General features: G+C 63.0%; 17 protein-coding genes. 15 read left to right on the top strand and 2 right to left on the bottom strand.

Annotated elements, in window-relative coordinates; genetic code table 11:
- Window positions 1-162 precede the first annotated feature (162 nt).
- From E1809_RS04375 to E1809_RS04345, 7 genes are all read left to right on the top strand, one after another.
- Window positions 163-1,533 (top strand): aspartate kinase, encoded by a 1,371-nt coding sequence (locus E1809_RS04375; RefSeq protein WP_133203015.1) that lies wholly within the window; start codon window positions 163-165, stop codon window positions 1,531-1,533.
- A 106-nt stretch (window positions 1,534-1,639) separates the two neighbouring features.
- Window positions 1,640-3,052, top strand: coding sequence for a diaminobutyrate--2-oxoglutarate transaminase family protein (locus E1809_RS04370; protein ID WP_133203014.1), 1,413 nt, complete (start codon window positions 1,640-1,642; stop codon window positions 3,050-3,052).
- Window positions 3,039-7,118 (top strand): Pls/PosA family non-ribosomal peptide synthetase, encoded by a 4,080-nt coding sequence (locus E1809_RS04365; protein ID WP_133203013.1) that lies wholly within the window; start codon window positions 3,039-3,041, stop codon window positions 7,116-7,118. The genes E1809_RS04370 and E1809_RS04365 overlap by 14 nt, the downstream gene beginning before the upstream one ends.
- Window positions 7,119-7,170: 52 nt before the next feature.
- Entirely contained in the window at window positions 7,171-7,668 is a 498-nt protein-coding gene (locus tag E1809_RS04360; RefSeq protein WP_133203012.1) for an HAD domain-containing protein, read from the top strand.
- Between the two features lie 170 nt (window positions 7,669-7,838).
- Window positions 7,839-9,053, top strand: a complete 1,215-nt coding sequence (locus E1809_RS04355) for an inorganic phosphate transporter (RefSeq protein WP_133203011.1) — start codon at window positions 7,839-7,841, stop codon at window positions 9,051-9,053.
- Window positions 9,050-9,271: a hypothetical protein gene (locus E1809_RS04350; RefSeq protein ID WP_133203010.1), complete on the top strand. Its 222-nt coding sequence runs from the start codon at window positions 9,050-9,052 to the stop codon at window positions 9,269-9,271. Before E1809_RS04355 ends, E1809_RS04350 begins: the two co-directional genes overlap by 4 nt.
- A gap of 73 nt (window positions 9,272-9,344) precedes the next feature.
- On the top strand, window positions 9,345-9,896 hold the full coding sequence (locus tag E1809_RS04345; protein ID WP_133203009.1) for a dihydrofolate reductase family protein: 552 nt from the start codon (window positions 9,345-9,347) through the stop codon (window positions 9,894-9,896).
- 34 nt (window positions 9,897-9,930) lie between these two features.
- Here E1809_RS04345 and E1809_RS04340 read toward each other — a convergent pair whose 3' ends face one another.
- A complete protein-coding gene (locus E1809_RS04340) occupies window positions 9,931-10,398 on the bottom strand; it encodes a hotdog fold thioesterase (RefSeq protein ID WP_133203008.1) in 468 nt (155 codons plus the stop codon).
- A 169-nt stretch (window positions 10,399-10,567) separates the two neighbouring features.
- Between E1809_RS04340 and polA the strand changes: the two genes are divergently transcribed.
- From polA to rpsA, 4 genes are all read left to right on the top strand, one after another.
- Window positions 10,568-13,210, top strand: coding sequence for a DNA polymerase I (gene polA / locus E1809_RS04335; protein ID WP_235835452.1), 2,643 nt, complete (start codon window positions 10,568-10,570; stop codon window positions 13,208-13,210).
- A 72-nt stretch (window positions 13,211-13,282) separates the two neighbouring features.
- Window positions 13,283-14,587, top strand: coding sequence for a GNAT family N-acetyltransferase (locus E1809_RS04330; RefSeq protein ID WP_133203006.1), 1,305 nt, complete (start codon window positions 13,283-13,285; stop codon window positions 14,585-14,587).
- 86 nt (window positions 14,588-14,673) lie between these two features.
- A complete protein-coding gene (locus E1809_RS04325) occupies window positions 14,674-15,543 on the top strand; it encodes a polysaccharide deacetylase family protein (RefSeq protein WP_133203005.1) in 870 nt (289 codons plus the stop codon).
- A gap of 167 nt (window positions 15,544-15,710) precedes the next feature.
- Window positions 15,711-17,186 (top strand): 30S ribosomal protein S1, encoded by a 1,476-nt coding sequence (gene rpsA, locus E1809_RS04320; RefSeq protein WP_133203004.1) that lies wholly within the window; start codon window positions 15,711-15,713, stop codon window positions 17,184-17,186.
- A gap of 369 nt (window positions 17,187-17,555) precedes the next feature.
- On the opposite strand, the gene E1809_RS04315 is transcribed toward rpsA, so the two are convergent.
- Entirely contained in the window at window positions 17,556-18,245 is a 690-nt protein-coding gene (locus tag E1809_RS04315) for an IMPACT family protein (protein ID WP_133203003.1), read from the bottom strand.
- Between the two features lie 22 nt (window positions 18,246-18,267).
- Between E1809_RS04315 and coaE the strand changes: the two genes are divergently transcribed.
- The 4 genes from coaE (at window position 18,268) to E1809_RS04295 (ending at window position 23,127) form a co-directional block, all read left to right on the top strand.
- The gene (gene coaE / locus E1809_RS04310; protein ID WP_133203002.1) at window positions 18,268-19,497 is read left to right on the top strand and encodes a dephospho-CoA kinase; all 1,230 of its coding nucleotides are present in this window, start codon (window positions 18,268-18,270) and stop codon (window positions 19,495-19,497) included.
- Between the two features lie 9 nt (window positions 19,498-19,506).
- The gene (locus tag E1809_RS04305) at window positions 19,507-19,836 is read left to right on the top strand and encodes a hypothetical protein (protein WP_133203001.1); all 330 of its coding nucleotides are present in this window, start codon (window positions 19,507-19,509) and stop codon (window positions 19,834-19,836) included.
- A 29-nt stretch (window positions 19,837-19,865) separates the two neighbouring features.
- A complete protein-coding gene (uvrB, locus tag E1809_RS04300) occupies window positions 19,866-21,953 on the top strand; it encodes an excinuclease ABC subunit UvrB (protein ID WP_133203000.1) in 2,088 nt (695 codons plus the stop codon).
- A gap of 139 nt (window positions 21,954-22,092) precedes the next feature.
- Window positions 22,093-23,127 (top strand): TerC family protein, encoded by a 1,035-nt coding sequence (locus E1809_RS04295; RefSeq protein ID WP_133202999.1) that lies wholly within the window; start codon window positions 22,093-22,095, stop codon window positions 23,125-23,127.
- The last annotated feature ends 19 nt before the right edge of the window (window positions 23,128-23,146 follow it).

The raw sequence follows: 23,146 nt of genomic DNA, 5'->3' as shown, positions 1-23,146 counted from the left end.
AAAGATATCACTTTCATGACGAACGTCAAGATTTTGAATTGCATGAGCCCGGCGTGCTGTATTTCCGCGCCCGAAAGCGGAGTTTTAAGTTGCCTAAGTGAACCGCCGGTGTTGCCAAAACGTTGTAATCTCAAAAAGGGGGTGCGGTCTTCAGGAGGCACCATGTACCAACAGGCAGTCGGGGTCCGGGCCCGCCCGGATTCGGCAACATCCCCGACTTTGGACCCGCTTCGTCCGCCTACAAATCTTCGAGCCGAGGATCTCATCGTCCAGAAATACGGTGGCTCATCGGTCGCTGACGTTGCCGCCATAAAGCGTGTTGCCCGGAGGATCTCCGACACACGCAGGGTCGGGCATCCGTTGGTGGTGGTGGTATCGGCCATGGGTGATACCACCGACGAATTGCTCCACCTCGCCGCAGCCCTCAGTTCCCGGCCGCCTGGCGACGAACTTGACGAGTTGCTGACCACCGGTGAACGGATTTCCGTCACGCTGCTGGCGATTGCGCTGGCAGACCTGGGGGTTCCCTCCCGGACATTCAGCGGCAAGAAGGCGGGGCTCATCACCGACGGCATCCACGGCAGGGCGCACATTGTCGCAGTGGATCCGCATCGCATACGCGCCTGCCTGAACCGCGAAGAAGTGGCTATCGTCGCCGGTTTCCAAGGCAAGGGCCGTAAGAGCAAAGGGGTGACAACCCTGGGCAGGGGCGGTTCAGACCTCACGGCGATCGCTCTGGCCGCCGCATTGCGTGCCGGCATATGCGAGATTTACACCGACGTGGAGGGCGTCTTCACCGCGGACCCGCGGATCGTTCCAATGGCGCGGAAAATCGACGTCATCTCCACCGAGGAAATGCTGGAACTAGCAGCGTGCGGTTCCAGAATCCTGAACCCCAGGTGCGTCGAATATGCCCGCCGTTTCGACGTCCCCATCCATGTACGCTCTTCCTTCAACGGCTCGGCGGGTACGTTGGTCCTCCCGGCACCCAATCACGGGTCGCACTGGAACAAGGCGGCGTCCGTTGAGCAGCCTGTTGTATCGGCGGTCCTCGGTGACACGTCGATGGGGAAATTGACGGTGGTGGGAGTGACGGATGAAGTGGGAAGATCCGCCGGAATCTTCGAAGTAATAGCCGATGAAGAGGCCAACGTCGACATGATCGCGCAAAACGTCCCGTCCGGGAACGGAGCCACGAGCGACCTCTCGCTGTTGGTCCATCGCCGGGACGGGTACCGCCTACGCGCCGCATTGTCAGCGGCCCAGGCCCCCATCGGCTTCGAGGACCTTCAATACGACGCCGGCATCGCAAGGCTTTCGTTGGTGGGGCTGGGGATGCGTGCCGGAGGAAAGGTGGTATCCCGGCTCTTCAGGTCCCTTGCAGCCGCAGGAATCGACGTCGAACTGATATCGGCCTCGGACATCCGGATAGATGTAGCCATCCGGGCGGAGGTCCTTGAGGACGCCCGGAATGCTGTGCTTCGGTCCTTCGGGTTGGACGACCGGAAAGTGGAGGCCACGCCAGCGCCTTAGCGGGGCCAATGCGTCCCCGGTTCTTCCCGCAGCTGGACACCTGAGCCCGGAAGGGCCACGTAATCCGACCCGCTTCTGCGGATCCGTGAGATAAGGACAAATCGCCATGAACGTTCTCCCGCAGCCGGCTACGTTTAGCGCGGCCCACGTGACCGGACCCCTGCCGGGACCCAGGTCCGCCGAACTGCTGGCACGCCAGGAACGCGATGAATCCAACGCCCGTACATACCCGCGGCACTTGCCCATAGCCATTGCCGAGGGCGCGGGTGCGTTCGTCCGGGACGTCGATGACAATGTGTTCATTGATTTCCTGGCAGGCGCAGGGGTTTTGACCTTGGGCCACAGCCATCCGGAGTTGACTGACGTTGTGGCAGGCCAAGCGGGCACGCTAACCCATGGACTTGACCTGCCAACGCCAGCCAAGGACGCGTTCATGACGGCCCAACTGTCCATGCTTCCCCCGGGGCTCGCGAACCGGATGAAGATGCACTTTTGCGGACCGACCGGTGCAAACGCAGTCGATGCGGCCATCAAACTATGCAAGACGGCAACGGGACGGGGTGACATAGTTTCCTTCCAGGGCGGATTCCATGGGAGCAGCGCGGCCGGCATGGCTTTGTCGGGACTCCTCGAGCAGAAAGAACCGGTCGCGAACGGGTTGCCAGGCGTTCACTTCTTTCCTTATTCCTACTGTTCGCGGTGTCCGGTTGGCCTTCGGCCCGAAACCTGTTCGACCAACTGCGTCCAGTTCTTCGAAAATTCGCTCAAGGACCCGCTCGGGGGGATTCCGCGCCCGGCGGCCGTCATCATGGAGATGATCCAGGGAGAAGGCGGCGTGGTCCGCGCGACCCCGGAATTCGTGCGGACAGTGCGGCGGGTAACCCGTGAACTCGACATACCGTTGATTGTCGATGAGATCCAAACCGGAGGCGGCCGCACAGGGACCTGGTTTGCATTTGAGCAGTTCGGGATCGAGCCGGATGTCATCATCGCGTCGAAAGCCCTGAGCGGGTTCGGCCTCCCGGTTGCCGTGATTATGTACGACAGGAAGCTTGACCGGTGGCTCCCCGGCGCCCACACCGGCACGTTCCGCGGCAACCAGCTTGCTTTCGCTGCGGGAGCCGCGGCAGTGGAGATTATTCGGCGCGATAACGTCTTGGAAAACGTCCGTCGGCGTGGAACGCAGATCGGCCTCCTTCTCGAGCCGTTGGCCAGCAATCCCTGGGTGCGCGAAGTGCGGGGCTGGGGCCTCATGTGGGGAATCGAGCTGGCCGATCCGGAGACAGGCCGCCCCGCCGGACACATGGCGCGGGCTGTGCAAAGGAGGGCCCTGCAGCATGGCCTGATCCTCGAATGCGGTGGGCGGGACGATTGCGTCGTCAGGCTCCTTCCTCCCCTGATCATCACGGAAGAGACCACCGACGAAGCGTGCAAGCTGCTGCTGGCCGCCTTCGCCGAAGAGACTGCCGCCGCAAAGGGTCGCGCCACCGCAGGGATCCCGGGCGATGCGCCACGGTAGAGTCCCGGACCGTTCCCCGGTCCTTGCCAGTGCCCTTCGTGACAAGAGCATCCGGTGGAGTCCCGGCGAGCGGCTGGAACAGCTCTTCGAGGCACGATGCGACCAATTACAGACCGAAGGACGTGGCCACCATCCAGCCGTTGAGACGCCGGACGGCGCGATAAGCTATCCGGAACTGGACGCCCGGGCGAACATGCTCGCCCGTTACCTTATGGCCCGCGGAGTGCGCCAAGGCGATCGGATCGCGCTGTTCTTCGATGAGGCCGTGCGGTCATACGTCAGCATGCTTGCAGTCCTCAAGGCGCATGCCGTCTATGTACCCATCGACACGGCTTTCCCCTCCGAAAGAATCTCCTTTATTCTCGCCGACGCCGAGGTAACCGTCGTACTGACCTCGTCCCACTTGGCGGAGCGCCTGCCGCAGGAAGGTGCGGCACACGTCATCTGCGTCAACGAAGAGGACCCTCGCATCGCGGCGTTTGATCCAGGGCGGGTGGACTGGGCGGGGCCGGAGAACGCGGATGATGGCCTCGCCTATATTATCTACACCTCGGGATCCACCGGATTGCCCAAGGGCGTGGCCATAGCCCATGCCAGCATCTGTCACTTCGTCCGGGTTGCTGCCGATGTCTACGGATACGAATTCCACGACCGCGTGTACCAGGGCATGACCGTGGCTTTCGACTTCTCCGTCGAGGAAATCTGGGTACCGTGGAAAGTCGGAGCAACGTTGGTGCCTCGACCGGCCGGGAACAACCTCCTCGGGCCGGACCTGGCAGAGTTCATCGGAACCCGGAACATCACTGCGCTGTGCTGCGTACCGACGTTGCTCGCCACGCTCGACGACGACCTTCCCGGACTGCGCTTCCTGCTCGTTTCGGGGGAGGCCTGCCCGCCCGACCTCATCGCGCGTTGGCATAGACCCGGCCGTCGGTTCCTCAATGTCTACGGACCCACCGAGGCCACCGTGACAGCTACCTGGGGAGTGGCGGACCCGCGCCGGCCCGTCACCCTTGGGACCCCGCTTCCCGGCTATTCGGCGGTGATCCTGGACCCCGAGACTGATCGCGCCCTGCCTTACGGCGAGCTGGGCGAAATCGGCTTGGCCGGCATCGGCCTCGCCCGCGGCTACATCAACCGCCCCGAGCTAACGGAGAAGTCATTCATTGGGGACTTCCTCGGCCTTGAGGGAAATCCTTCGCACCGCATCTACCGCACCGGCGACCTCGGTCGGTTCAACGACAATGGGGAAATCGAATACCACGGCCGGACAGACACTCAAGTGAAACTTCGCGGATACCGGATCGAGCTGGCCGAGATCGAAAACGTACTACTGGAGCTGCCAGGGATTGCGTTGGCTGTAGTGAAGACCTGGGAGCCCGAACCGGGTACAACGGAACTTGCCGCGTACTACACGGTGCGCCAGGACGGGATCGTGCTGGAAACGGGTGACATCCTCGCTTGGCTGCGGCGGCGCCTTCCCGGATTCATGGTGCCGGGCTATTTCCAGTTGCTGGGGGCCATGCCCATGCTGGCAAGCGGCAAGGCGGACCGCAAGAGCCTTCCGAATCCCATCGGTCCGCGCGCAATCAGTGCGGACTTTGCCGATACCAAGCCTGCATCACCCACGGAACGGATACTCGCCACTGCATTGGCGGCGGCACTAAAGCTCGAGAGAGTGTCCACTTCGGCAAACTTCTTCAACGATCTCGGGGCAAATTCCTTACTGATGGCTCATTTTTGCGCCAACGTCCGGCGTGAATCCAATTCGCCGTCGGTCTCGATGAGTGATGTCTATGCGAACCCGACCATCACTGCCTTGGCGTCGGCCCTGGACGCCGCCAGCAACGCCGACCTTTCCGCCGACCGTGCAGGACACACGGAAATCGCGGTCGCCGAACCATTCCTGACGGTCGGGAACTTTCCGTACTTCCTGTGTGGTGCATTGCAGGCGGTGGCAGCCCTGGCGTACGCCTACGTATTGATGGTCATCCCGCTTGCCGGTGAACAATGGGTTGTGCAGTCTGCGCAGCCCGGCGACGCCGTGGCGCGTGCCGTCGTCGTCGGCACCGCGACCTTCCTGATGATGACCTCAATGCCGGTCTTGCTCAAATGGGTACTTGTCGGCCGGTGGAAGACCCGGGAATTTCCGGTCTGGTCCCTGGCCTACGTCAGATTCTGGTTCGTCAAAACGTTGATCACCACCAGTCCGATTCGAATGTTCGTCGGGACGCCGGTCTTTCCCCTCTACCTCAAGGCCTTGGGCGGGAAGATCGGCCCGCGCGTCACGTTCCTCTCTTCCAGGATCCCAATCTGCACCGACCTATTGACGATTGGCGCGGATACCGTCATTCGGAGGAACTCCAGCTTGAACTGCTACCGCGCCATCGGAGGCAGGATCCAGACCGGTCCCGTCACCTTGGGGCGAAATGTCCTGATTGGTGAAATGACCACGTTGGACATCGACACCGCAATGGGCGATGCTGCCCAGTTGGGTCACAGCTCATCGTTGCATCGCTTCCAAACGGTTCCCGAAGGCGCCGCGTGGAACGGCTCGCCGGCGCAGCCCACGGGCACGAACTACCGCCAAGTTGGAGAGGCTGACTGCGGAATTCTTCGCCGGGCCGGTTTCGGTTTCTGGACCATCGTGACCCATGCAGTGATCGCGTCTTCCCTCGGGCTTGGAGCCATAGACGCCGTGCTCACGCTACTTCCCATGAGCGAGTCCGATCTTTCACAGGCCGGATTTTGGCTGGCGCTCCTGCTTCTTTCCACCGTCCTCCTCTTCGGGAGTATCCTTGCCGCTTTCCTGTCCGCAGTGACTTTGCCCAGGCTGCTTGCGCCGATCCTCACGCCGGGCACGGAGTACCCCCTTTATAGCCTTCGTTACGCGATCGTGCGGACCAGCCAGCGGCTTACCAACCTCAAGGTCCTGCTCCGGCTCACCGGAGACAGTTCCCTCATTGCGCATTACTTGAACGTGTTGGGCTACGAGCAGCCGGACATGGTGCAGACGGGATCCAATTTCGGTGTCGGGCTCAGGCATGACAGTCCCGTTCAGACTACGGTCGGCAGCGGCACTATGGTCTCGGACGGCCTGTCCATCATTAATATCGACTACTCGAGCACCGCATTTCGCCTCTCCCCGGCAGTTATCGGGGCCAGGAGCTTCTTCGGAAACAACATTGCCTATCCGGCCGGAGCCAGGATGGCGGACAACTGCCTCCTGGGCACCAAGACCATGGTGCCGTTGGATGGACCGATTCGCCGAGGAGTGGGGCTGCTTGGCTCACCACCATTTGAAATACCGCGCACTGTGGAGCGCGACAGTGCTTTCGATCGGTTCAGGACGGAGGCGGAATTGCGGCGCCGCCTTCCGGCCAAGAACCGCCATAACGCCGTGACTGTGCTGCTCTACTTGCTGGCACGGTGGACAGAACTGTCAGCGATTCTCTTGGTTGCTTGGGCAACGGAGGCGCTCCTCCCGGGCGCGGGAGTCCTCGGAACCCTCGCAGCGCTGGCTGGCACGGGAGCTGTGGTTATCGTCACCGTCACGCTCACCGTTTTCGCGGAAAAGGCCTCCCTGCGCTTCTCCAGGCTGACTCCGTTCATGTGCTCAATCTATGAACGGCCCTTCTGGCGGCATGAGCGCTACTGGAAGCTCACGGCAGGCGGCATCGTCCAGGCGTTCAACGGCACGCCGTTCAAACCGGTGGTCTGGCGGATCCTCGGGGTTCGCATGGGCAAGAAGGTCTTCGACGACGGATGCGGAATACCCGAAAGGACGCTGGTTTCCATCGGGGACTATTGCACCCTGAATGCGGGATCCGTGGTGCAGTGCCATTCAATGGAGGACGGCGCCTTCAAGCTGGACGCCGTCTCCATCGGTCCCGGCTGCACCCTTGGCGTCGGTGCCTTCGTCCACTACGGCACCACGATGCATGAGGGCGCCGAACTCAAGGCCGACTCGTTCCTGATGAAAGGCGAAGACGTCCCCGCGAAAGGCGTGTTCGGCGGTAACCCGGCACGCGAACTGGTCCGGCACAGCGCCGCATCACGGCCCTGACATCCCCTGGGTGCCTTACTCTGGGTTTGTGGCCACGTCAGGGAGGGGATCCATGACCACCGTGTCGCTGTATCTCGATGTCGACGGCGTGGTGAACCCCTTCGGTCCCATGGGCTTCACGGACTGGGGTACTGAATGGAAAATCGCCGACGCCGGCATCCTCGACGTCATCTACGCCCCCGAATTGGTGGAGGGCCTCAACGAACTTGCTGCGCACCCCCGCGCCAGGTTCGTCTGGCTGACCACGTGGCAGCACCTCGCCCCGGAGCTTCTTTGCCCGGCGATCGGCCTCCACGGCGAGGACTGGCCGGTCCTGACCAGCGAAGGCTGGGACCTCAGTCCCGAGTGGTGGAAACTGGACGCGGTGCAGAGGGACGTCGAGGTTTCCGGAGCTGAACGCATCGTCTGGATGGACGACCAGCTCAACTTCGAAGCCGCGGCCCGCTCATGGGCCGAATTCCTTGGAAACCGTGTGCTTTGGATCTCACCGGACCCGCGGCGTGGCCTGTCGCGCGGCGATATCGCGGCCATTCGCCGGTTCCTCGACTGATTCTTATGTTTGGCCTCGTAGGCATAGCCACGTAGGATTCATAAGGTTCCACGCCCGCCATCATGAATATCACCACTGCGACCAGATTAACTCTTGCTGAACGTTTGGTGCGCAAGGCCGGCCCGGGGGAGTGGAACTGCGCATCTTAGACTCTGCAGATTGGGCACCAGGTGGAAATCACCTTCATGGTCGCGCTTGTCATAGCGTTGGCCCTATTCTTCGACTTCACCAACGGGTTCCACGACACCGCGAACGCGATGGCCACGCCCATTGCCACCGGTGCCATCAAACCCAAGACGGCCGTTGCCCTCGCGGCGGCCCTCAATCTCGTGGGCGCGTTCCTCTCCACGGAAGTGGCCAAGACCATTTCCGGAGGAATCATCCGAGAAGGCACCGACGGCGTCCACATCACCCCGGAGATCATCTTCGCCGGCCTCATGGGCGCCGTTCTGTGGAACATGTTCACTTGGCTCAAGGGACTGCCTTCGAGCTCGTCGCACGCCCTCTTCGGAGGCCTGATCGGCGCCGCGATCGTGAGCATCGGATTCAACTCAGTCAACTTCGATACTGTGCTGCAGAAAGTCATCCTGCCCGCCGTCTTCTCGCCCATCCTCGCCGGGATCGTCGCTTATGTCTGCACAAAGCTCGCCTACGCCCTGACTTCGCGGCATGACCCCGAAACCGGCGACAAATTGACCCAGAAGCGTGGCGGTTTCAAGACCGGCCAGATCTTCACGTCGAGCCTCGTGGCATTGGCCCACGGCACCAATGACGCCCAAAAGACGATGGGCGTCATCACCCTCGTCCTCATTGCGGCGGGCACCCAACCGACCGGCAGCGGCCCGCAGATCTGGGTCATCGCCGTCTGTGCCCTCGCAATCGCGATCGGCACGTATACAGGCGGTTGGCGCATCATCCGGACCATGGGTGCCGGGCTCACCGAGGTCAAGCCAGCACAAGGGTTTTCGGCGGAAGCAAGCACCGCGTCCGCCATCCTCGCTTCGTCCCATCTCGGTTTCGCCTTGTCCACCACCCAGGTCGCCTCGGGTTCGGTCATCGGTTCCGGGCTTGGCCGTCGCGGCACGTCGGTGCGATGGGGCACGGTCGGCCGGATCGCCGTCGGTTGGCTCTTCACGCTGCCGGCCGCCGCCGTCGTGGGCGCGCTGACCGGCCTCCTGGTCGGTGCCGGCACCGTGGGCGTGGTCATCGCGGCGGTCGCGGGTATCGGCGTCGTGGTTTACATGTTCTGGTACTCCAGGAAATCGCACGTGGGCCACCACAACGCCGTCGAAGTCGAGGAAGCCGGAACCGCTGTCCGCTTCCGCAAGAAAAAGTCGGGGAAACAGCGGTCCGGAAAGAACGTCAGTAAGGATGTCCAGGCATGAAATGGTTGGAACTGCTCGAGGTTGCGGGGGCAACCCTCGTGGCCGCCGTCGTCCTGGTGGTCCTGTATGCGCTCGGTGTGCGCCTGACCGCCATCGCGGGCGATCCCGAGCGCAAGTCGCCCGTCGCCGTCCGTTCCCTGGCTTATGTCTGTTTCGGCGCCTGCGGCGTCGCTGTGCTGGCCGGGATCTATTTGATCGTGCCGTACTTCAACAAGTAGCGGTCACCACAACCAGCATTTAGCAGGCGCGGTGAGTCTGGGAACCCAACCCCGGGTTGAGTAGGGTAAGGCCATGTCGGATTTCCAGTACTACGTGGCCGCTTCCGTCGACGGATACATTGCCACCAACGAAGACGATCTCGCGTGGTTGCTCCAGTTCGAGGAAGCCGAGGGAGTCACGGAAAACTACGAAGACTTCATGGCTGGCATCGGATGCATCGTCATGGGCGGCCAGACGTTCCGGTGGCTCATGGACCACGAACCCGGCAAATGGCCGTATCCGGGCGTTCCCTGCTGGATCTTCACGCACCACGAGTACGCGGCCCCGCCAGGCGCCGACGTCACGTTCGTGCGCGGCGACGTGAAGGAGTTCGCGCCGGACCTCGTGTCCGACGCGGGCGACAAGAACGTCTGGCTCGTCGGCGGCGGAAACCTGGTGGCCCAGTTCAGCAAGGCCGGCTTGCTGGACGAGATGATCGTCACGGTGATACCCGTCGCTTTGGGCTCCGGCAAGCGGCTCCTGCCCGTTGAACGCCCGACGGCGCCACTTGAGTTGGTCTCGTCGCGCACCTTGGGCGGGGCGGCCGTGGAGCTGCGGTACCGGTTCCCGCGCCAGGCGGGCTGAGTCGGGGCAGCCCGGCTTCGGCGCGAAGGGCCTGCTAACGGTGCCTGTTCTCGCGGATCATGTTGGTGATCCGCGCCGTAGATAGGCGACGCCCGTGCTCATCGGTCATGACGATCTCGTGGGTGGCCAGCGTGCCGCCGAGGTGGATGGCCGTGCAGGTGCCGGTGACCAGGCCGCTGGAAACCCCGCGGTGGTGGGTGGCGCCCACCTCGATTCCTACGACGTGGCGGCCTTCTCCGGCGTGCAGGGCGGCGGAGAACGAACCCAGGGTTTCCGCCAACACCACGTGCGCTCCGCCATGGAGGATCCCGGCGACCTGAGTGTTTCCCTCCACCGGCATGGTCGCCACGCTCCGCTCGGGTCCGAGCTCAAGGAACTTGATGCCCATCTTCACCACGAGAGTGCCCACGCCATAACGGGAAAGCCAGCCCCGCAACTCCTGCGGAACACCGGTGGCGTCGAACTCGTCAGCGAACCGGTCCGGCGTGAAATTGTCCATCATGGCAACTAGGCTGGCACTTGTGAGCGAAACAACCAAACCGGATTCAGCACCTACAGCAGCGCCCGTGGCCGCGACTACGGCCACAGCACCGGCACCAGACCCTTCAACAAGCAATGCGGGCTCCGTGCCGGGCGGCCGGCAGCGGCTTCTGGTCCTGGACGGGCACTCCATGGCATTCCGGGCTTTCTATGCCTTGCCGGCAGAGAACTTCGCCACTTCGTCAGGGCAACACACCAACGCCGTGCATGGATTCACGTCCATGCTCATCAACCTCATCAAGGACCAGCAGCCGACGCACGTGGCCGTGGCCTTCGACGTCTCTGACGACACCACGTTCCGCAAGGCCGAGTACAGCGAGTACAAAGGTGGCCGCAACGAAACACCGCCGGAGTTCCGCGGCCAGATCGACCTCATCGACCAAGTCATGGAAGCCTGGGGCATCAAGACCATCAAAATGCCCGGCTATGAAGCCGACGACATCCTTGCCACCCTTGCCGCCCAGGGCGACGCCGCCGGGATGGAAGTCCTCCTCGTCTCGGGAGACCGCGATGCCTTCCAGCTGATCACGGACAACGTGTTTGTCCTGTACCCGAAGCAGGGCGTTTCCAACATTCCGCGCATGGATGCCGCGGCCATCGAGGAAAAGTACTTCGTCCCGCCGTCCCGTTACTCGGACCTCGCCGCACTGGTGGGGGAGTCCGCCGACAACCTCGCTGGAGTGCCCGGCGTCGGGCCCAAGACCGCAGCCAAGTGGATCAAGCTCTACGGCGGCCTCGAAGGGATCCTTGAGAACCTGGATTCGATCGGCGGAAAGGTCGGCGGCGCCCTCCGGGAGAACATCGATGCCGTCAAACGAAACCGCCGCCTCAACCAGCTCCTGAAGGACCTTGAGCTTCCGGTCACGCTTGCCGACCTTGAGGAACCGCGCCCCAACCGCCAGGACGTCGAGACCCTCTTTGACACCCTCGAGTTCAAGACGCTCCGCACCCGCTTGTTCGCACTTTACGGCGACGACACCGTCGGAGCGGCGGCGGAGACCATCGATGCCCCCGCGTTCCAGGTCCTTGAGGACGCGGCCGCCATTGAGGCCTTTTTCGCCGCCGGAAGCGGGAGCCGGGCTGCTGTCGCCGTGCAGTTGGTTCCCGGCCGGATCGGCGACGACGCCGAGGCCCTTGCCATCGTGCGGGCCGATGCCGCGGCCTACATCAGCCTTCCGTCGCTCGACGCGGCCGCCGAATCCGTGGTTGCGAAATGGCTGCAGGATCCCGAGGAAGCGAAGGTCCTGCACGAATTCAAGGACGCGCTCAAAGCCTTGCATCACCGTGGGCTGGGGCTTGAAGGCGTTGTGGACGACACCGCCATTTCGGGCTATTTGATCCAGCCGGACCGCCGCAGCTACGAACTCGCGGACCTGGCCCAGCACCACCTCCGGATCACCCTGAACACGGTCGCCGCCCCCACCGGGCAACTGGAACTCGAACTCGGAGACGCACCGGACGGCGCCGCGGCTTCCGCGCTCGTCCAGCGGGCCGCCGTCGTACACACGCTCAGCAAGCACTTCGAGCGGGAACTGGCCGAGCGCAAGGCCGAAGCGCTCCTGACCACACTTGAGTTGCCTGTGGCACGCGTCCTCGCCCAGATGGAGCTCTCGGGCATCGGGATCTCCACCGAGCGGTTGAATGAACAGCTCACGGACCTTGCCAAGGTGGTGGACAACGCCCAGGAGCAGGCCTTCGCCGCCATCGGGCATGAAGTGAACCTTGGCTCTCCCAAGCAGCTCCAGACTGTCCTCTTCGAAGAACTCGGCTTGCCCAAGACCAAGAAGATCAAGTCCGGCTACACCACGGACGCCGCTTCGCTGAAAGCGCTTCTCGACAAGACCGGACACGAGTTCCTGGTCCAGCTCATGGCACACCGCGAATCCTCGAAGCTCGCCCAGATGCTGGAGACACTCAAGAAGTCGGTGGCCGAGGACGGCCGCATCCACACCACCTACGCGCAAAACGTGGCAGCCACCGGACGCATCTCCTCGAACAACCCCAACCTCCAGAACATCCCCGTCCGCAGCGAGGAAGGCCGGCGGGTGCGGGGGATCTTCGTGGTCAGCGAAGGCTACGAGTGCTTGCTGTCCGCGGACTATTCGCAGATCGAAATGCGCATCATGGCCCACCTTTCCGGGGACGAAGGGCTCATCCAGGCGTACAAGGACGGCGAAGACCTCCACCGCTACGTCGGCTCGCACATCTTCAACGTGGCTCCCGAGGACGTGACCAGTGCCATGCGCTCCAAGGTCAAGGCCATGTCCTATGGACTTGCCTACGGACTGACGTCGTTCGGCCTGTCCAAGCAATTGGAAATCTCGGTGGACGAAGCACGGACACTCATGAAGGACTACTTCGATCGCTTCGGCGCGGTGCGCGACTACCTGCGCGGAGTCGTGGAGCAGGCCAGGATCGATGGCTTCACCTCCACGATCGAAGGTCGGCGCCGCTACCTTCCGGACCTGACCAGCACGGACCGGCAGCACCGTGAGATCGCCGAGAGGATCGCCTTGAACTCGCCGATCCAAGGTTCGGCCGCGGACATCATCAAACGGGCCATGTTGGGTGTTGCCGCCGAGCTCGCCAGCCAGGGGCTGAAGTCGCGGATGTTGCTCCAGGTCCACGACGAACTTGTCATCGAGGTGGCAACGGGTGAGCGCGACGCCGTCGAGAAGCTCCTCGCCGAACAGATGGGTGCTGCCGCTCAGCTCACGGTTCCGTTGGACGTGCAGATCGGTGTCGGCTCGAGCTGGTACGAAGCCGGCCACTAGCAACGAACCCGCGGAGCGGGGCACGCCGCCCACACGGTGGCGTGCCCCGCTCCGTCTGGTTAGGCTCGGGTGGTGGCTGATTCCCAGGAAACGTACGGCAAATACACCATCAAACGCTTCGCTTCGGCCGGCGCCGGGGACCCGGGCCACGGTCAAGCCCGTGACTGGGTACACGCGGTCGGTTTCGGGTTCCACGATGAGAAGCGAAGCGATGAGCTCATCGACAAGATCCTTGCCATGTACCAGGCGGACAATCGGGAGCTCACGGGCGTCTACGTCAACGAGGAACCGCCGCCGCACGCGCTGCATCCGGGGTTCCCTGTGGCGACGTTCGGCACCATGGCGAACAAGCTGAACATCGGCTACGGCCAGGAGCTGCCCACTCACCAGATCACCGCCGTCACCGTCCGGGGAACGCATCGCCGCCAAGGCATCCTTCGCGCCCTCATGACGACGGACCTCGCTGCGGCCAAGGGCTCCGGATTCGCCATGGCTGCGCTCACCGCCTCGGAGGCCTCGATCTACGGTCGCTTCGGCTTCGGCGTCGCTACCTTTGAGCGGAGCATCAAAGTGGACACGGGACGACGGTTCCGCATCAACCACGAAGCGGCCGGCCGGGTCGAGATTGCGGACCCCAAAGTCCTCCTCTCGCTCGCGCCCGAGGTCTTCCAGCAGCTCCACAGCCGTACGCCGGGCTCCATCGTGCGGCAGGAATCGTATCGCCACCATATTTCCGGCGCCATGAATCGTGACGGCAGCGAGGACAAGGCGATCAGGTGTGCCTTGCACTACGGGTCCGACGGAACCGTTGATGGTTACGTCGCCTACAAGTTCCTGGGTTGGGACAGCAAGCCGTACACGGTGGAAATCGTGGACCTCGTGGCCGCCACGGACTCCGGGTACCTGGAGTTGTGGCAGTTCCTCGGCAGCATAGACCTCGTCGATCAGGGTTCCTGGGCGGACGCCCCGGTCGCGGACCCCCTGGGCTGGGCACTCGACGATGCCCGTTGCGTTACCGCGTCCGACGAGCGGGACATGTTGTGGTTGCGTGTCCTCGATGTCCCTGCCGCCCTCTCCGCCCGCCGCTACGGCACGGACGGCCGCCTCGTGCTGGGTGTCCGGGACAGCCTCGGCCTCGCCGAAGGTACATGGGAAATGATGTCCGACGGCGGGGCTGTCACCGTCCGTGAGGCGCGCGGCGAGGACGCCAACCTGAGCATGGATGTCGCCGATCTGGGGTCGGTCTATTTGGGTGCCGTCAATCCGGTAACCTTGGCTTCGGCAGGTCGGATCCGGGAACATACGCCCGGAGCATCTCTGGCCGCCCAGCACTTGTTCGCCGTCGAACGCCCAGCCCATTGCCTGACGCATTTCTAGGCAACCCCACGCCCAAAAAACGAGACAACTAGAAGGATTCCATGGGGGAATTCCCGCCGGGGGGCCGACTCGCCGGCCCTTCATCCATGCCTGCCAGGAGGCTGTTCCTCGCAGCTGCCGCAAGCCTTGCCGCGACCACGTTGGCCGCATGCTCCCCGCAGCATTCGGCCGCACCCGCTCCGTCTCCCGTTTCGACGCCGTTCGCAGTTCCCGTGACGCATGACGACACACCTCCGCCACCGCCGTCGAAAGCACAGATCGTTGCCGAGTATTCCAGTCGCAAGCCGGTCGAATGGGGGCTCTCGGTAACCGGGGTTGTCACGAATACGGCGTCGGCCCACGCTGTTCTGACCTTCGACGCGTGCGGTGGCCCGCGGGGAGCCGATTGCGACCGGCGTCTGCTCGCGACCCTCCGCAAGAACAACGTTCCGGCCACGCTGTTCGTGAACGGCCGGTGGATCAAGGCCAACCCGGGACTCGCCGCGGAACTGGCTGCGGATCCCTTGTTCGAGCTCGGCAACCACGGCTTCAAGCACGAGCCGTTGTCGGTGAACGGGCGTTCGGCTTACGGCATCGCCGGCACTTCGAGCGTCAGCGACGTGTATGACGAAATCATGGGCAACCAGGAAGCCATGCAGCAGCTATCCGGGAGGGCCCCGCGGTTCTTCCGGCCGGGCACCGCGTTTTACGACGACGTCGCAGCGGCCATCACCCGCTCGCTCGGCTTGATACCGGTGAACTTCTCGGTAAACGGCGACGGCGGTGCGACCTTTCCTGCCCCCGTCGTGGCCAACGAGGTGGGCAAGATCGTGGCCGGCCGTGGCGCGGGGCAGATCGTGATTTCGCATTTCAACCAACCGGCGGGCGGCACGGCGGAAGGCTACGCGCGGGTGCTGCCGTTCCTTCTCGACCGTGGCGTGACGTTTGCGCGACTTGGTGACGCGTTGCCGCTTTGACCCTTGTTGAGCCGAACGACTAGAATGAACGGGCGCGTACTAGGTGTGCGCAATTTAACAATCCACAATTCAGGATGACCCGGCATTTTGTCGTGTCCTGCGAACCGGGAACGGCGAGCGGGCGGTTTGCCTGACCGATACTCTATCCACAACGGAGCCCCTACTACATGACCATCACCTCCACCGAGAAGCCCGGTACCCCCGTAGTCGCGATTAACGACATCGGTACCGCTGAGGACTTCCTCGCAGCCGTCGACGCCACCATCAAATACTTCAACGATGGCGACCTCGTCGAGGGTACCGTCGTCAAGGTCGACCGCGACGAAGTCCTGCTCGACATCGGTTACAAGACCGAAGGTGTCATCCCTTCCCGCGAGCTTTCCATCAAGCACGACGTCGACCCCGGAGACGTCGTCTCCGTTGGTGACCAGGTCGAAGCTTTGGTCCTCACCAAGGAAGACAAAGAAGGCCGTCTGATCCTCTCCAAGAAGCGTGCTCAGTACGAGCGTGCCTGGGGCGACATCGAGAAGGTCAAGGAAGAAGACGGTGTTGTCACCGGTACCGTCATCGAGGTTGTCAAGGGTGGTCTTATCCTCGACATCGGCCTGCGCGGCTTCCTGCCGGCATCCCTCGTCGAGATGCGCCGTGTCCGCGACCTCGCTCCGTACATCGGTCAGCAGATCGAAGCCAAGATCATCGAGCTGGACAAGAACCGCAACAACGTTGTGCTGTCCCGCCGTGCATGGCTCGAGCAGACCCAGTCTGAGGTCCGCTCCACGTTCCTCAACAAGCTGGAAAAGGGCCAGGTTCGCCCTGGTGTGGTTTCCTCCATCGTCAACTTCGGTGCATTCGTGGACCTTGGCGGCGTAGACGGCCTGGTTCACGTTTCCGAGCTCTCTTGGAAGCACATCGACCACCCGTCCGAGGTTGTCGAGGTCGGCCAGGAAGTCACCGTCGAGGTCCTCGAAGTGGATCTGGACCGCGAGCGTGTCTCCCTGTCCCTCAAGGCTACGCAGGAAGACCCGTGGCAGACCTTCGCCCGCACCCACGCCCTCGGCCAGGTTGTTCCGGGTAAGGTCACTAAGCTGGTTCCGTTCGGCGCGTTCGTCCGCGTTGAGGACGGCATCGAAGGCCTGGTCCACATCTCCGAGCTGGCAGTCCGCCACGTTGAGCTTGCTGAGCAGGTCGTTTCCGTTGGTGACGAGCTCTTCGTCAAGGTCATCGACATCGACCTCGAGCGTCGCCGCATCTCCCTCTCCCTCAAGCAGGCCAACGAGGGCGTGGACGCCGACAGCACCGAATTCGATCCTGCTCTGTACGGCATGGCCGCAGAGTACGACGAAGAGGGCAACTACAAGTACCCCGAAGGCTTCGACCCCGAGTCGAACGAATGGCTCGAGGGCTACGAAGCACAGCGCGCCGCTTGGGAGCAGCAGTACGCTGACGCCCAGGCACGTTGGGAAGCCCACAAGAAGCAGGTTTCCCAGCACGCTGCTGACGACGCCGCTGCCGCCGCTTCCGGCGACAACGAGTCGGGTGCAACCAGCTACTCCTCCGAGCCGGCTGCTGCCGAGTCCAACGCCGGTACCCTGGCGTCCGACGAAGCCCTCGCAGCACTGCGCGAGAAGCTGACCGGCAACTAATTGCCCCATGCTCAGGATTCCGGACTATCCCGGAATTCCGGACCATAAAGAACAGCGGGCCCCGCGATTCAGCAATGAATCAGCGGGGGCCGCTGTTTTTCTTTAACTCGGATTCTCTGCGGATTCACTATTTCGGATTCCCAAGGGACATGCGCCGCGTTGCCCGCGAGGAACGGACATATAGGCATTATGTCCAGCCCTTGAGGCAAGCGATGGGCATGCGCTGTGTTGCCTGCGAGGAGCGGACATGTCGGGATTATGTTCAGCCGTTGAGGCAAGCGATGGGCATGTCCCTCGCAGGGTTGCGCCACCTTGGCACTATGTCCATTCATTCACGGTGGAGAGGGACATGCGCCGTGCGGAGTTGCGTCAGGCGGGGAGGTCCACCCATTCCGTTCCCTCTGTGTGGATTTCCGAGGATCCGGCGGTCATCGCGGCCACTCTTTCGCCAGCGTTGAGTATCTCCTGCGCATCGTCGGCGATGGCGAGGCGAAGGATGGCTCGGCTCGATTCGTAGCTTGTGCCTGCCATGACGAAACCTGCGGACCGTAAGTCGTTCTCAAGCCGTCCGGCTGCTTGGTGGGCCACCGGAATTGCGCAAATCCTCAGCCTTCTCCTTTGGACCAGGGGAGCGGAATCCAACGCTGCCGAGACCGATTCGGAGTAGGCGCGCACCAGCCCTCCGGCACCCAGGAGGATCCCGCCGAAATAGCGCACGACGACGGCACTTACGTCGCTGAGGTCGGTCACCCCGGGTTGGGTCTCCCGTTTGATGAGGGCTTCGAGCATTGGAATGCCGGCCGTCCCCGAAGGTTCGCCGTCGTCGCTGGAACGCTGGACGTCCCGATCCGGTCCGAGGACGAAAGCCGAGCAGTGGTGTCCGGCGTCGTGGAATTCCTTGCGGAGTTCCGTGACCAAGGATCGGGCGGCATCTTCGTTGGGGGACCTGCGTAATACCGTGATGAACCGTGAACGCTTGATCTCGAGTTCGTGGCGGAAATCTTCGCCATCGGCCAACGTTGTATACGCGGTTGCCCGGCTCTCTTCTTGTTCTGCCACCGACCCAGTCTAGTGTGGAGGGGTGCTCAAGATTGGACTGACCGGCGGCATCGCTTCCGGTAAATCGCTCGTGTCCGCCCGGCTCAAGGAGTTGGGCGCAACGTTGATCGACGCGGACGTCCTGGCCCGGGAAGTGGTGGAGCCCGGCACTACCGGCCTTGCCAGGATCGTTGCCGAGTTCGGCGAAGACATCGTGGACGCCGCGGGACGGCTTGACCGTGCGCGTCTCGGTTCGATTGTGTTTGCCGAGCCGGACCGCCGCGAGGTCCTCAACGGCATCGTCCACCCGCTCGTGCGCGAAAAGGCCGCGGCAATGCTCTCCATGGCGAAGCCGGGAGACATTGTGGTGCAGGACATTCCCCTCCTGGTCGAGACAGGCCAAGGAAGCAACTTCCACCTGGTACTGGTGGTCGATGCCCCGGAGGAGGAACGGATCCGACGCATGACGTCGATCCGCAATATGAGCGCCGAAGAGGCCGTCTCCCGGATGGCAGCGCAGGCGGGCAGGGACGAACGACTGGCCGCGGCGGACATCGTGGTGGACAATTCCGGAAGCGTTGAGGATGTCCGGGTCCTCATCGACACCTTGTGGGTGGAACGACTCGAACCGTTTGCCCGGAATCTCGCGGCGGGCCACCCCGCACCCCGGGATGGCGGACCCGTGCTGTCGTCGCCGAACGTCGATTGGCCGGTGCAGGCGGAGCGGCTGCTCGCGAGGATCCGGAAGGCGTCGCCGGACGTACTTGGTGCAGACCACATCGGATCCACGGCAGTGCCAGGGCTTCCCGCAAAGGACGTCATCGATCTCCAAGTCACGGTCCCTTCGCTCGAAGCGGCTGATCGCCTGGCTCCCGCCCTCAGCGCCGCAGGATTCCCGTTGCGCAAGTCGGTCGACCAGGACACTCCGAAACCACCGCAATTGGATCCGTCTGTATGGATGAAGCGACTGCATGGGAATGCCGACCCGGGGCGTCCCGCGAACGTCCATGTGCGAGTCCTCGGGAGCCCGGGCTGGCGCTACGCACTGCTCTTCCGTGATTGGCTTCGCGCGAATCCGGAGGCCAGGGAAGCGTATGCCGGGCTGAAAAGGGAACTCGCCCAGGCGTACGCGTCCGAGCATGGAACAGCCGGCTATGCGGACGCCAAGGAACCGTGGTTCACGGAGGTAGCCTGGCCGCTCATGGACGCGTGGGCGAAACGCTCGGGCTGGCAACCGCCGTCTTACTCCACCGTCCCTGGGCAGAACGGCTAGGCGGCCCGTATGACCCGCGAGCGACGGATCGTCCGCCACCTTGAGGGGCAGCGCCTTGGCGCTGTCCGCTGGTTGGCGTGGACCGGCGTCGTACTCATGGCCGCTGCGGCCTTGTTGTGGTTCCTCGCTGGCGGGCGGGACGAGTTGGTCGCGGGACTGCGGCCGGCCACGTGGCGGGTACTTGTCCCCGCGACGGCGTTCTGGCTCGCCTGGCTGGTGTGGCTAGTGGCTGCAGTGCTGTTTGGAGTAAGGATGTTCCGCTCCATCATCGGGCGTTTGGACGGTACGTGGACAGGCTCCGGCAAGGGCGGCGGAACCTCCCGAAAACGCGGACCGTAACTGTCCGCGGGCGGGGGTACATTGGACTCATGAGCCTTGCCCAGGAGATCAACCGAGTCGTAGCGCCGTTCGAGGTCATCAGCGAATTCAAGCCCGCCGGAGACCAGCCGACCGCCATCGCGGAGCTCACCGAGCGAATCAACAACGGTGAGAAGGATGTTGTGCTCCTCGGTGCCACGGGTACCGGCAAGAGCGCCACGACGGCATGGCTCGTGGAACAGGTCCAGCGGCCCACGCTCGTCTTGGTCCAGAATAAGACCCTCGCTGCGCAGCTCGCCAACGAATTCAGGGAATTGCTGCCGAACAACGCCGTCGAGTACTTCGTCTCGTATTACGACTACTACCAGCCCGAAGCGTACGTCCCGCAGACGGACACCTTCATTGAGAAGGACTCGTCCGTGAACGAGGAAGTGGAGCGGCTGCGGCACTCGGCGACGAACAGCCTCCTGACCCGCCGGGACGTCGTCGTGGTAGCTACCGTCTCCTGCATCTACGGCCTCGGCACGCCGGAAGAATACATCGCGGGAATGGTCACCCTCACCAAGGGCGCCGAGCTCAACCGGGACCAGCTCCTGCGCAAGTTCGTCTCGATGCAGTACACGCGCAATGACATGGACTTCCACCGCGGCACGTTCCGGGTGCGTGGAGACACCGTGGAGATCATTCCGATGTACGAGGAATTGGCCGTCCGCGTGGAGTTCTTCGGGGACGAGATCGAGAACATCTACACGCTGCACCCGGTCACGGGGGACGTCATCCGCGAGGAAACCGAGATGTACATCTTCCCGGCTTCCCACTACGTCGCCGGACCGGAACGGATGTCCCGCGCCATCACTTCAATCGAAGCCGAACTTGCGGAGCGGCTCGCGGCGCTCGAAGGCCAAAACAAGCTCGTCGAGGCCCAGCGCCTGCGCATGCGCACCACGTATGACCTCGAAATGATGCAGCAAATGGGCTTCTGCAACGGAATCGAGAACTACTCCCGCCACATTGACGGCCGCGGATCGGGCACGGCGCCGCACTGTCTTCTCGACTATTTCCCGGATGATTTCCTCCTGGTCATCGATGAATCCCACGTGACCGTTCCGCAGATCGGTGCCATGTACGAAGGAGACATGTCCCGCAAGCGCACGCTGGTGGATCACGGGTTCCGGCTGCCGTCGGCAATGGACAACCGGCCCCTCAAATGGGACGAGTTCCTTGAGCGCGTCGGGCAGACCGTCTACCTTTCCGCGACACCAGGCAAGTATGAGCTGGGGAAGGCGGATGGTTATGTCCAGCAGATCATCCGTCCGACCGGCCTGATCGACCCGGAAGTGATCGTGAAGCCCACGAAGGGCCAGATCGACGACCTCCTTGGCGAAATCCGCACACGTGTGGAACGGGACGAGCGCGTACTGGTCACCACCCTCACCAAGCGCATGGCGGAAGACCTCACGGACTACCTCCTGGGCCATGGCGTCAAAGTGCAGTACCTGCACTCCGACGTCGATACCCTCCGACGCGTGGAACTGCTCCGCGAGCTCCGCTTGGGAAGTTTCGACGTCCTGGTCGGCATCAACCTTTTGAGGGAAGGCCTCGACCTCCCCGAGGTCTCGCTGGTCAGCATCCTGGATGCGGACAAGGAAGGCTTCCTCCGTTCATCGACCTCCCTCATCCAGACCATCGGCCGTGCAGCCCGAAACGTCTCTGGCCAAGTGCACATGTACGCGGACCGCATCACTGATTCGATGGCGCACGCGATCGAGGAAACGAACCGCCGCCGTGCCATTCAAGTGAAGTACAACACGGACAACGGGATCGATCCGCAGCCGCTGCGGAAGAAGATCGCCGACATCACGGATCAGCTCGCGCGTGAAGACGCCGACACCCGGGAGTTGCTCGCGGCATCAGGCAAGAGCGGGCGTAGCGGAAAGGGGAAGGGAGCAGCGACAGTACGGCACGACGGCCTCGCAGCCGCTCCCGCCGAGGACCTCGTCGGGCTCATCGAACAGCTGACCGAACAGATGCATGGAGCCGCGGCTGAACTGCAGTTCGAGGTTGCGGCCCGGCTCCGCGACGAAGTGGGAGAGCTCAAGCGCGAGCTGCGCCAGATGCAATCGGCGGGTCACGCGTAAGGTAAGGTTGAGCGTACGTAGGGGAGTATCCCAAGCGCTATGTACGTCAACACGCAAGGCACAGACGCCTCGCCGGGCATAGCGGGCTTCAAGCCGGAGAGACTTACGCCGTTTCGGCGTATCCTCGAAAGGTTCTTTAATGGAACTTCCTGCTTGGTTTGAGATCGGCTCCCTCGTCCTTCTCGGCATCATCCTCCTTGTCGATCTCCTCCTGGTCCTCAAACGTCCGCACGAACCTTCCATGAAGGAAGCCGGCCTGTGGGTGGCGTTCTACGTTGCCTTGGCGTTGGTATTCGCTGGTGCAATGTTCGCTTTCGCCGGTCCGGAGCACGGAGGCCAGTTCATCGCCGGCTGGGTCACTGAGTACAGCCTGAGCATCGACAACCTCTTCGTTTTCATCATCATCATGGCGCGCTTCTCGGTACCCAGGAAGTACCAGCAGGAGGTCTTGATGGTGGGCATCATTATCGCCCTGGTGCTGCGCGGCATTTTCATCGGCCTCGGCGCCGTGGTCATTGAGCAGTTCAGCTGGGTCTTCTACATCTTTGGCGCTTTCCTCCTCTGGACCGCGTGGAAGCAGGCGACGGACCACGGCGAAGACGAAGAAGACACGTCCGAAAACCCGCTTATCTCCCGCCTGCGCCGCGTGGTGCCGATGTCGGAGAAGTTCGACGGCGGCAAGCTGCGCACCATAGTCGGCGGCAAGAAGGTCTTCACGCCCATGCTGATCGTCTTCGTGACCATCGGCATGACGGACCTCCTGTTCGCCGTCGATTCGATTCCTGCTATTTTCGGCCTGACCCAAAGCGCGTTCATCGTCTTCACGGCCAACATTTTCGCCCTCATGGGGCTCCGCCAGTTGTACTTCCTGCTCGGCGGACTCATGACCCGCCTCGTGTACCTCAAGCACGCACTGTCGGTCATTCTGGCGTTTATCGGCGTCAAGCTGGTGCTGCACGCCATGCATGTGAATGAATTGCCCTTCATCAACGGAGGCCAGCACATTGAATGGGCTCCGGAGATCCCGACGTACGTTTCCCTCGCCGTCATCGTCGGCACTATCGTCGTTGCTGTCGTCGCGAGCCTCCTGACCCCGGCCGCCAGCAAGTCCAAGCTGGACGCGCGGCTCGAGGAAGACTCCCGCAAGAGCATGCACAAAGTCTCCGGCCACTAGCGGCCGACGGCAACAGGGA

The sequence above is a fragment of the Arthrobacter terricola genome (assembly GCF_004354015.1).
Classification (GTDB): domain Bacteria; phylum Actinomycetota; class Actinomycetes; order Actinomycetales; family Micrococcaceae; genus Arthrobacter; species Arthrobacter terricola.
The sequence above is the reverse complement of the archived record's forward strand: the minus strand, read 5'-3'. Positions and strand labels throughout refer to the sequence as shown.

Bases quoted from the DNA above. Each gene is read 5' to 3' on its own strand.
- uvrB (WP_133203000.1), top strand. From the start codon at position 19,866: ATGAGCCTTGCCCAGGAGATCAACCGAGTCGTAGCGCCGTTCGAGGTC.
- E1809_RS04350 (WP_133203010.1), top strand. From the start codon at position 9,050: ATGAAATGGTTGGAACTGCTCGAGGTTGCGGGGGCAACCCTCGTGGCC.
- polA (WP_235835452.1), top strand. From the start codon at position 10,568: ATGGCATTCCGGGCTTTCTATGCCTTGCCGGCAGAGAACTTCGCCACT.
- E1809_RS04345 (WP_133203009.1), top strand. From the start codon at position 9,345: ATGTCGGATTTCCAGTACTACGTGGCCGCTTCCGTCGACGGATACATT.
- E1809_RS04360 (WP_133203012.1), top strand. From the start codon at position 7,171: ATGACCACCGTGTCGCTGTATCTCGATGTCGACGGCGTGGTGAACCCC.
- E1809_RS04325 (WP_133203005.1), top strand. From the start codon at position 14,674: ATGCCTGCCAGGAGGCTGTTCCTCGCAGCTGCCGCAAGCCTTGCCGCG.
- E1809_RS04365 (WP_133203013.1), top strand. From the start codon at position 3,039: ATGCGCCACGGTAGAGTCCCGGACCGTTCCCCGGTCCTTGCCAGTGCC.
- E1809_RS04370 (WP_133203014.1), top strand. From the start codon at position 1,640: ATGAACGTTCTCCCGCAGCCGGCTACGTTTAGCGCGGCCCACGTGACC.
- E1809_RS04305 (WP_133203001.1), top strand. From the start codon at position 19,507: ATGACCCGCGAGCGACGGATCGTCCGCCACCTTGAGGGGCAGCGCCTT.
- E1809_RS04375 (WP_133203015.1), top strand. From the start codon at position 163: ATGTACCAACAGGCAGTCGGGGTCCGGGCCCGCCCGGATTCGGCAACA.
- rpsA (WP_133203004.1), top strand. From the start codon at position 15,711: ATGACCATCACCTCCACCGAGAAGCCCGGTACCCCCGTAGTCGCGATT.
- E1809_RS04295 (WP_133202999.1), top strand. From the start codon at position 22,093: ATGGAACTTCCTGCTTGGTTTGAGATCGGCTCCCTCGTCCTTCTCGGC.
- E1809_RS04340 (WP_133203008.1), bottom strand. From the start codon at position 10,398: ATGATGGACAATTTCACGCCGGACCGGTTCGCTGACGAGTTCGACGCC.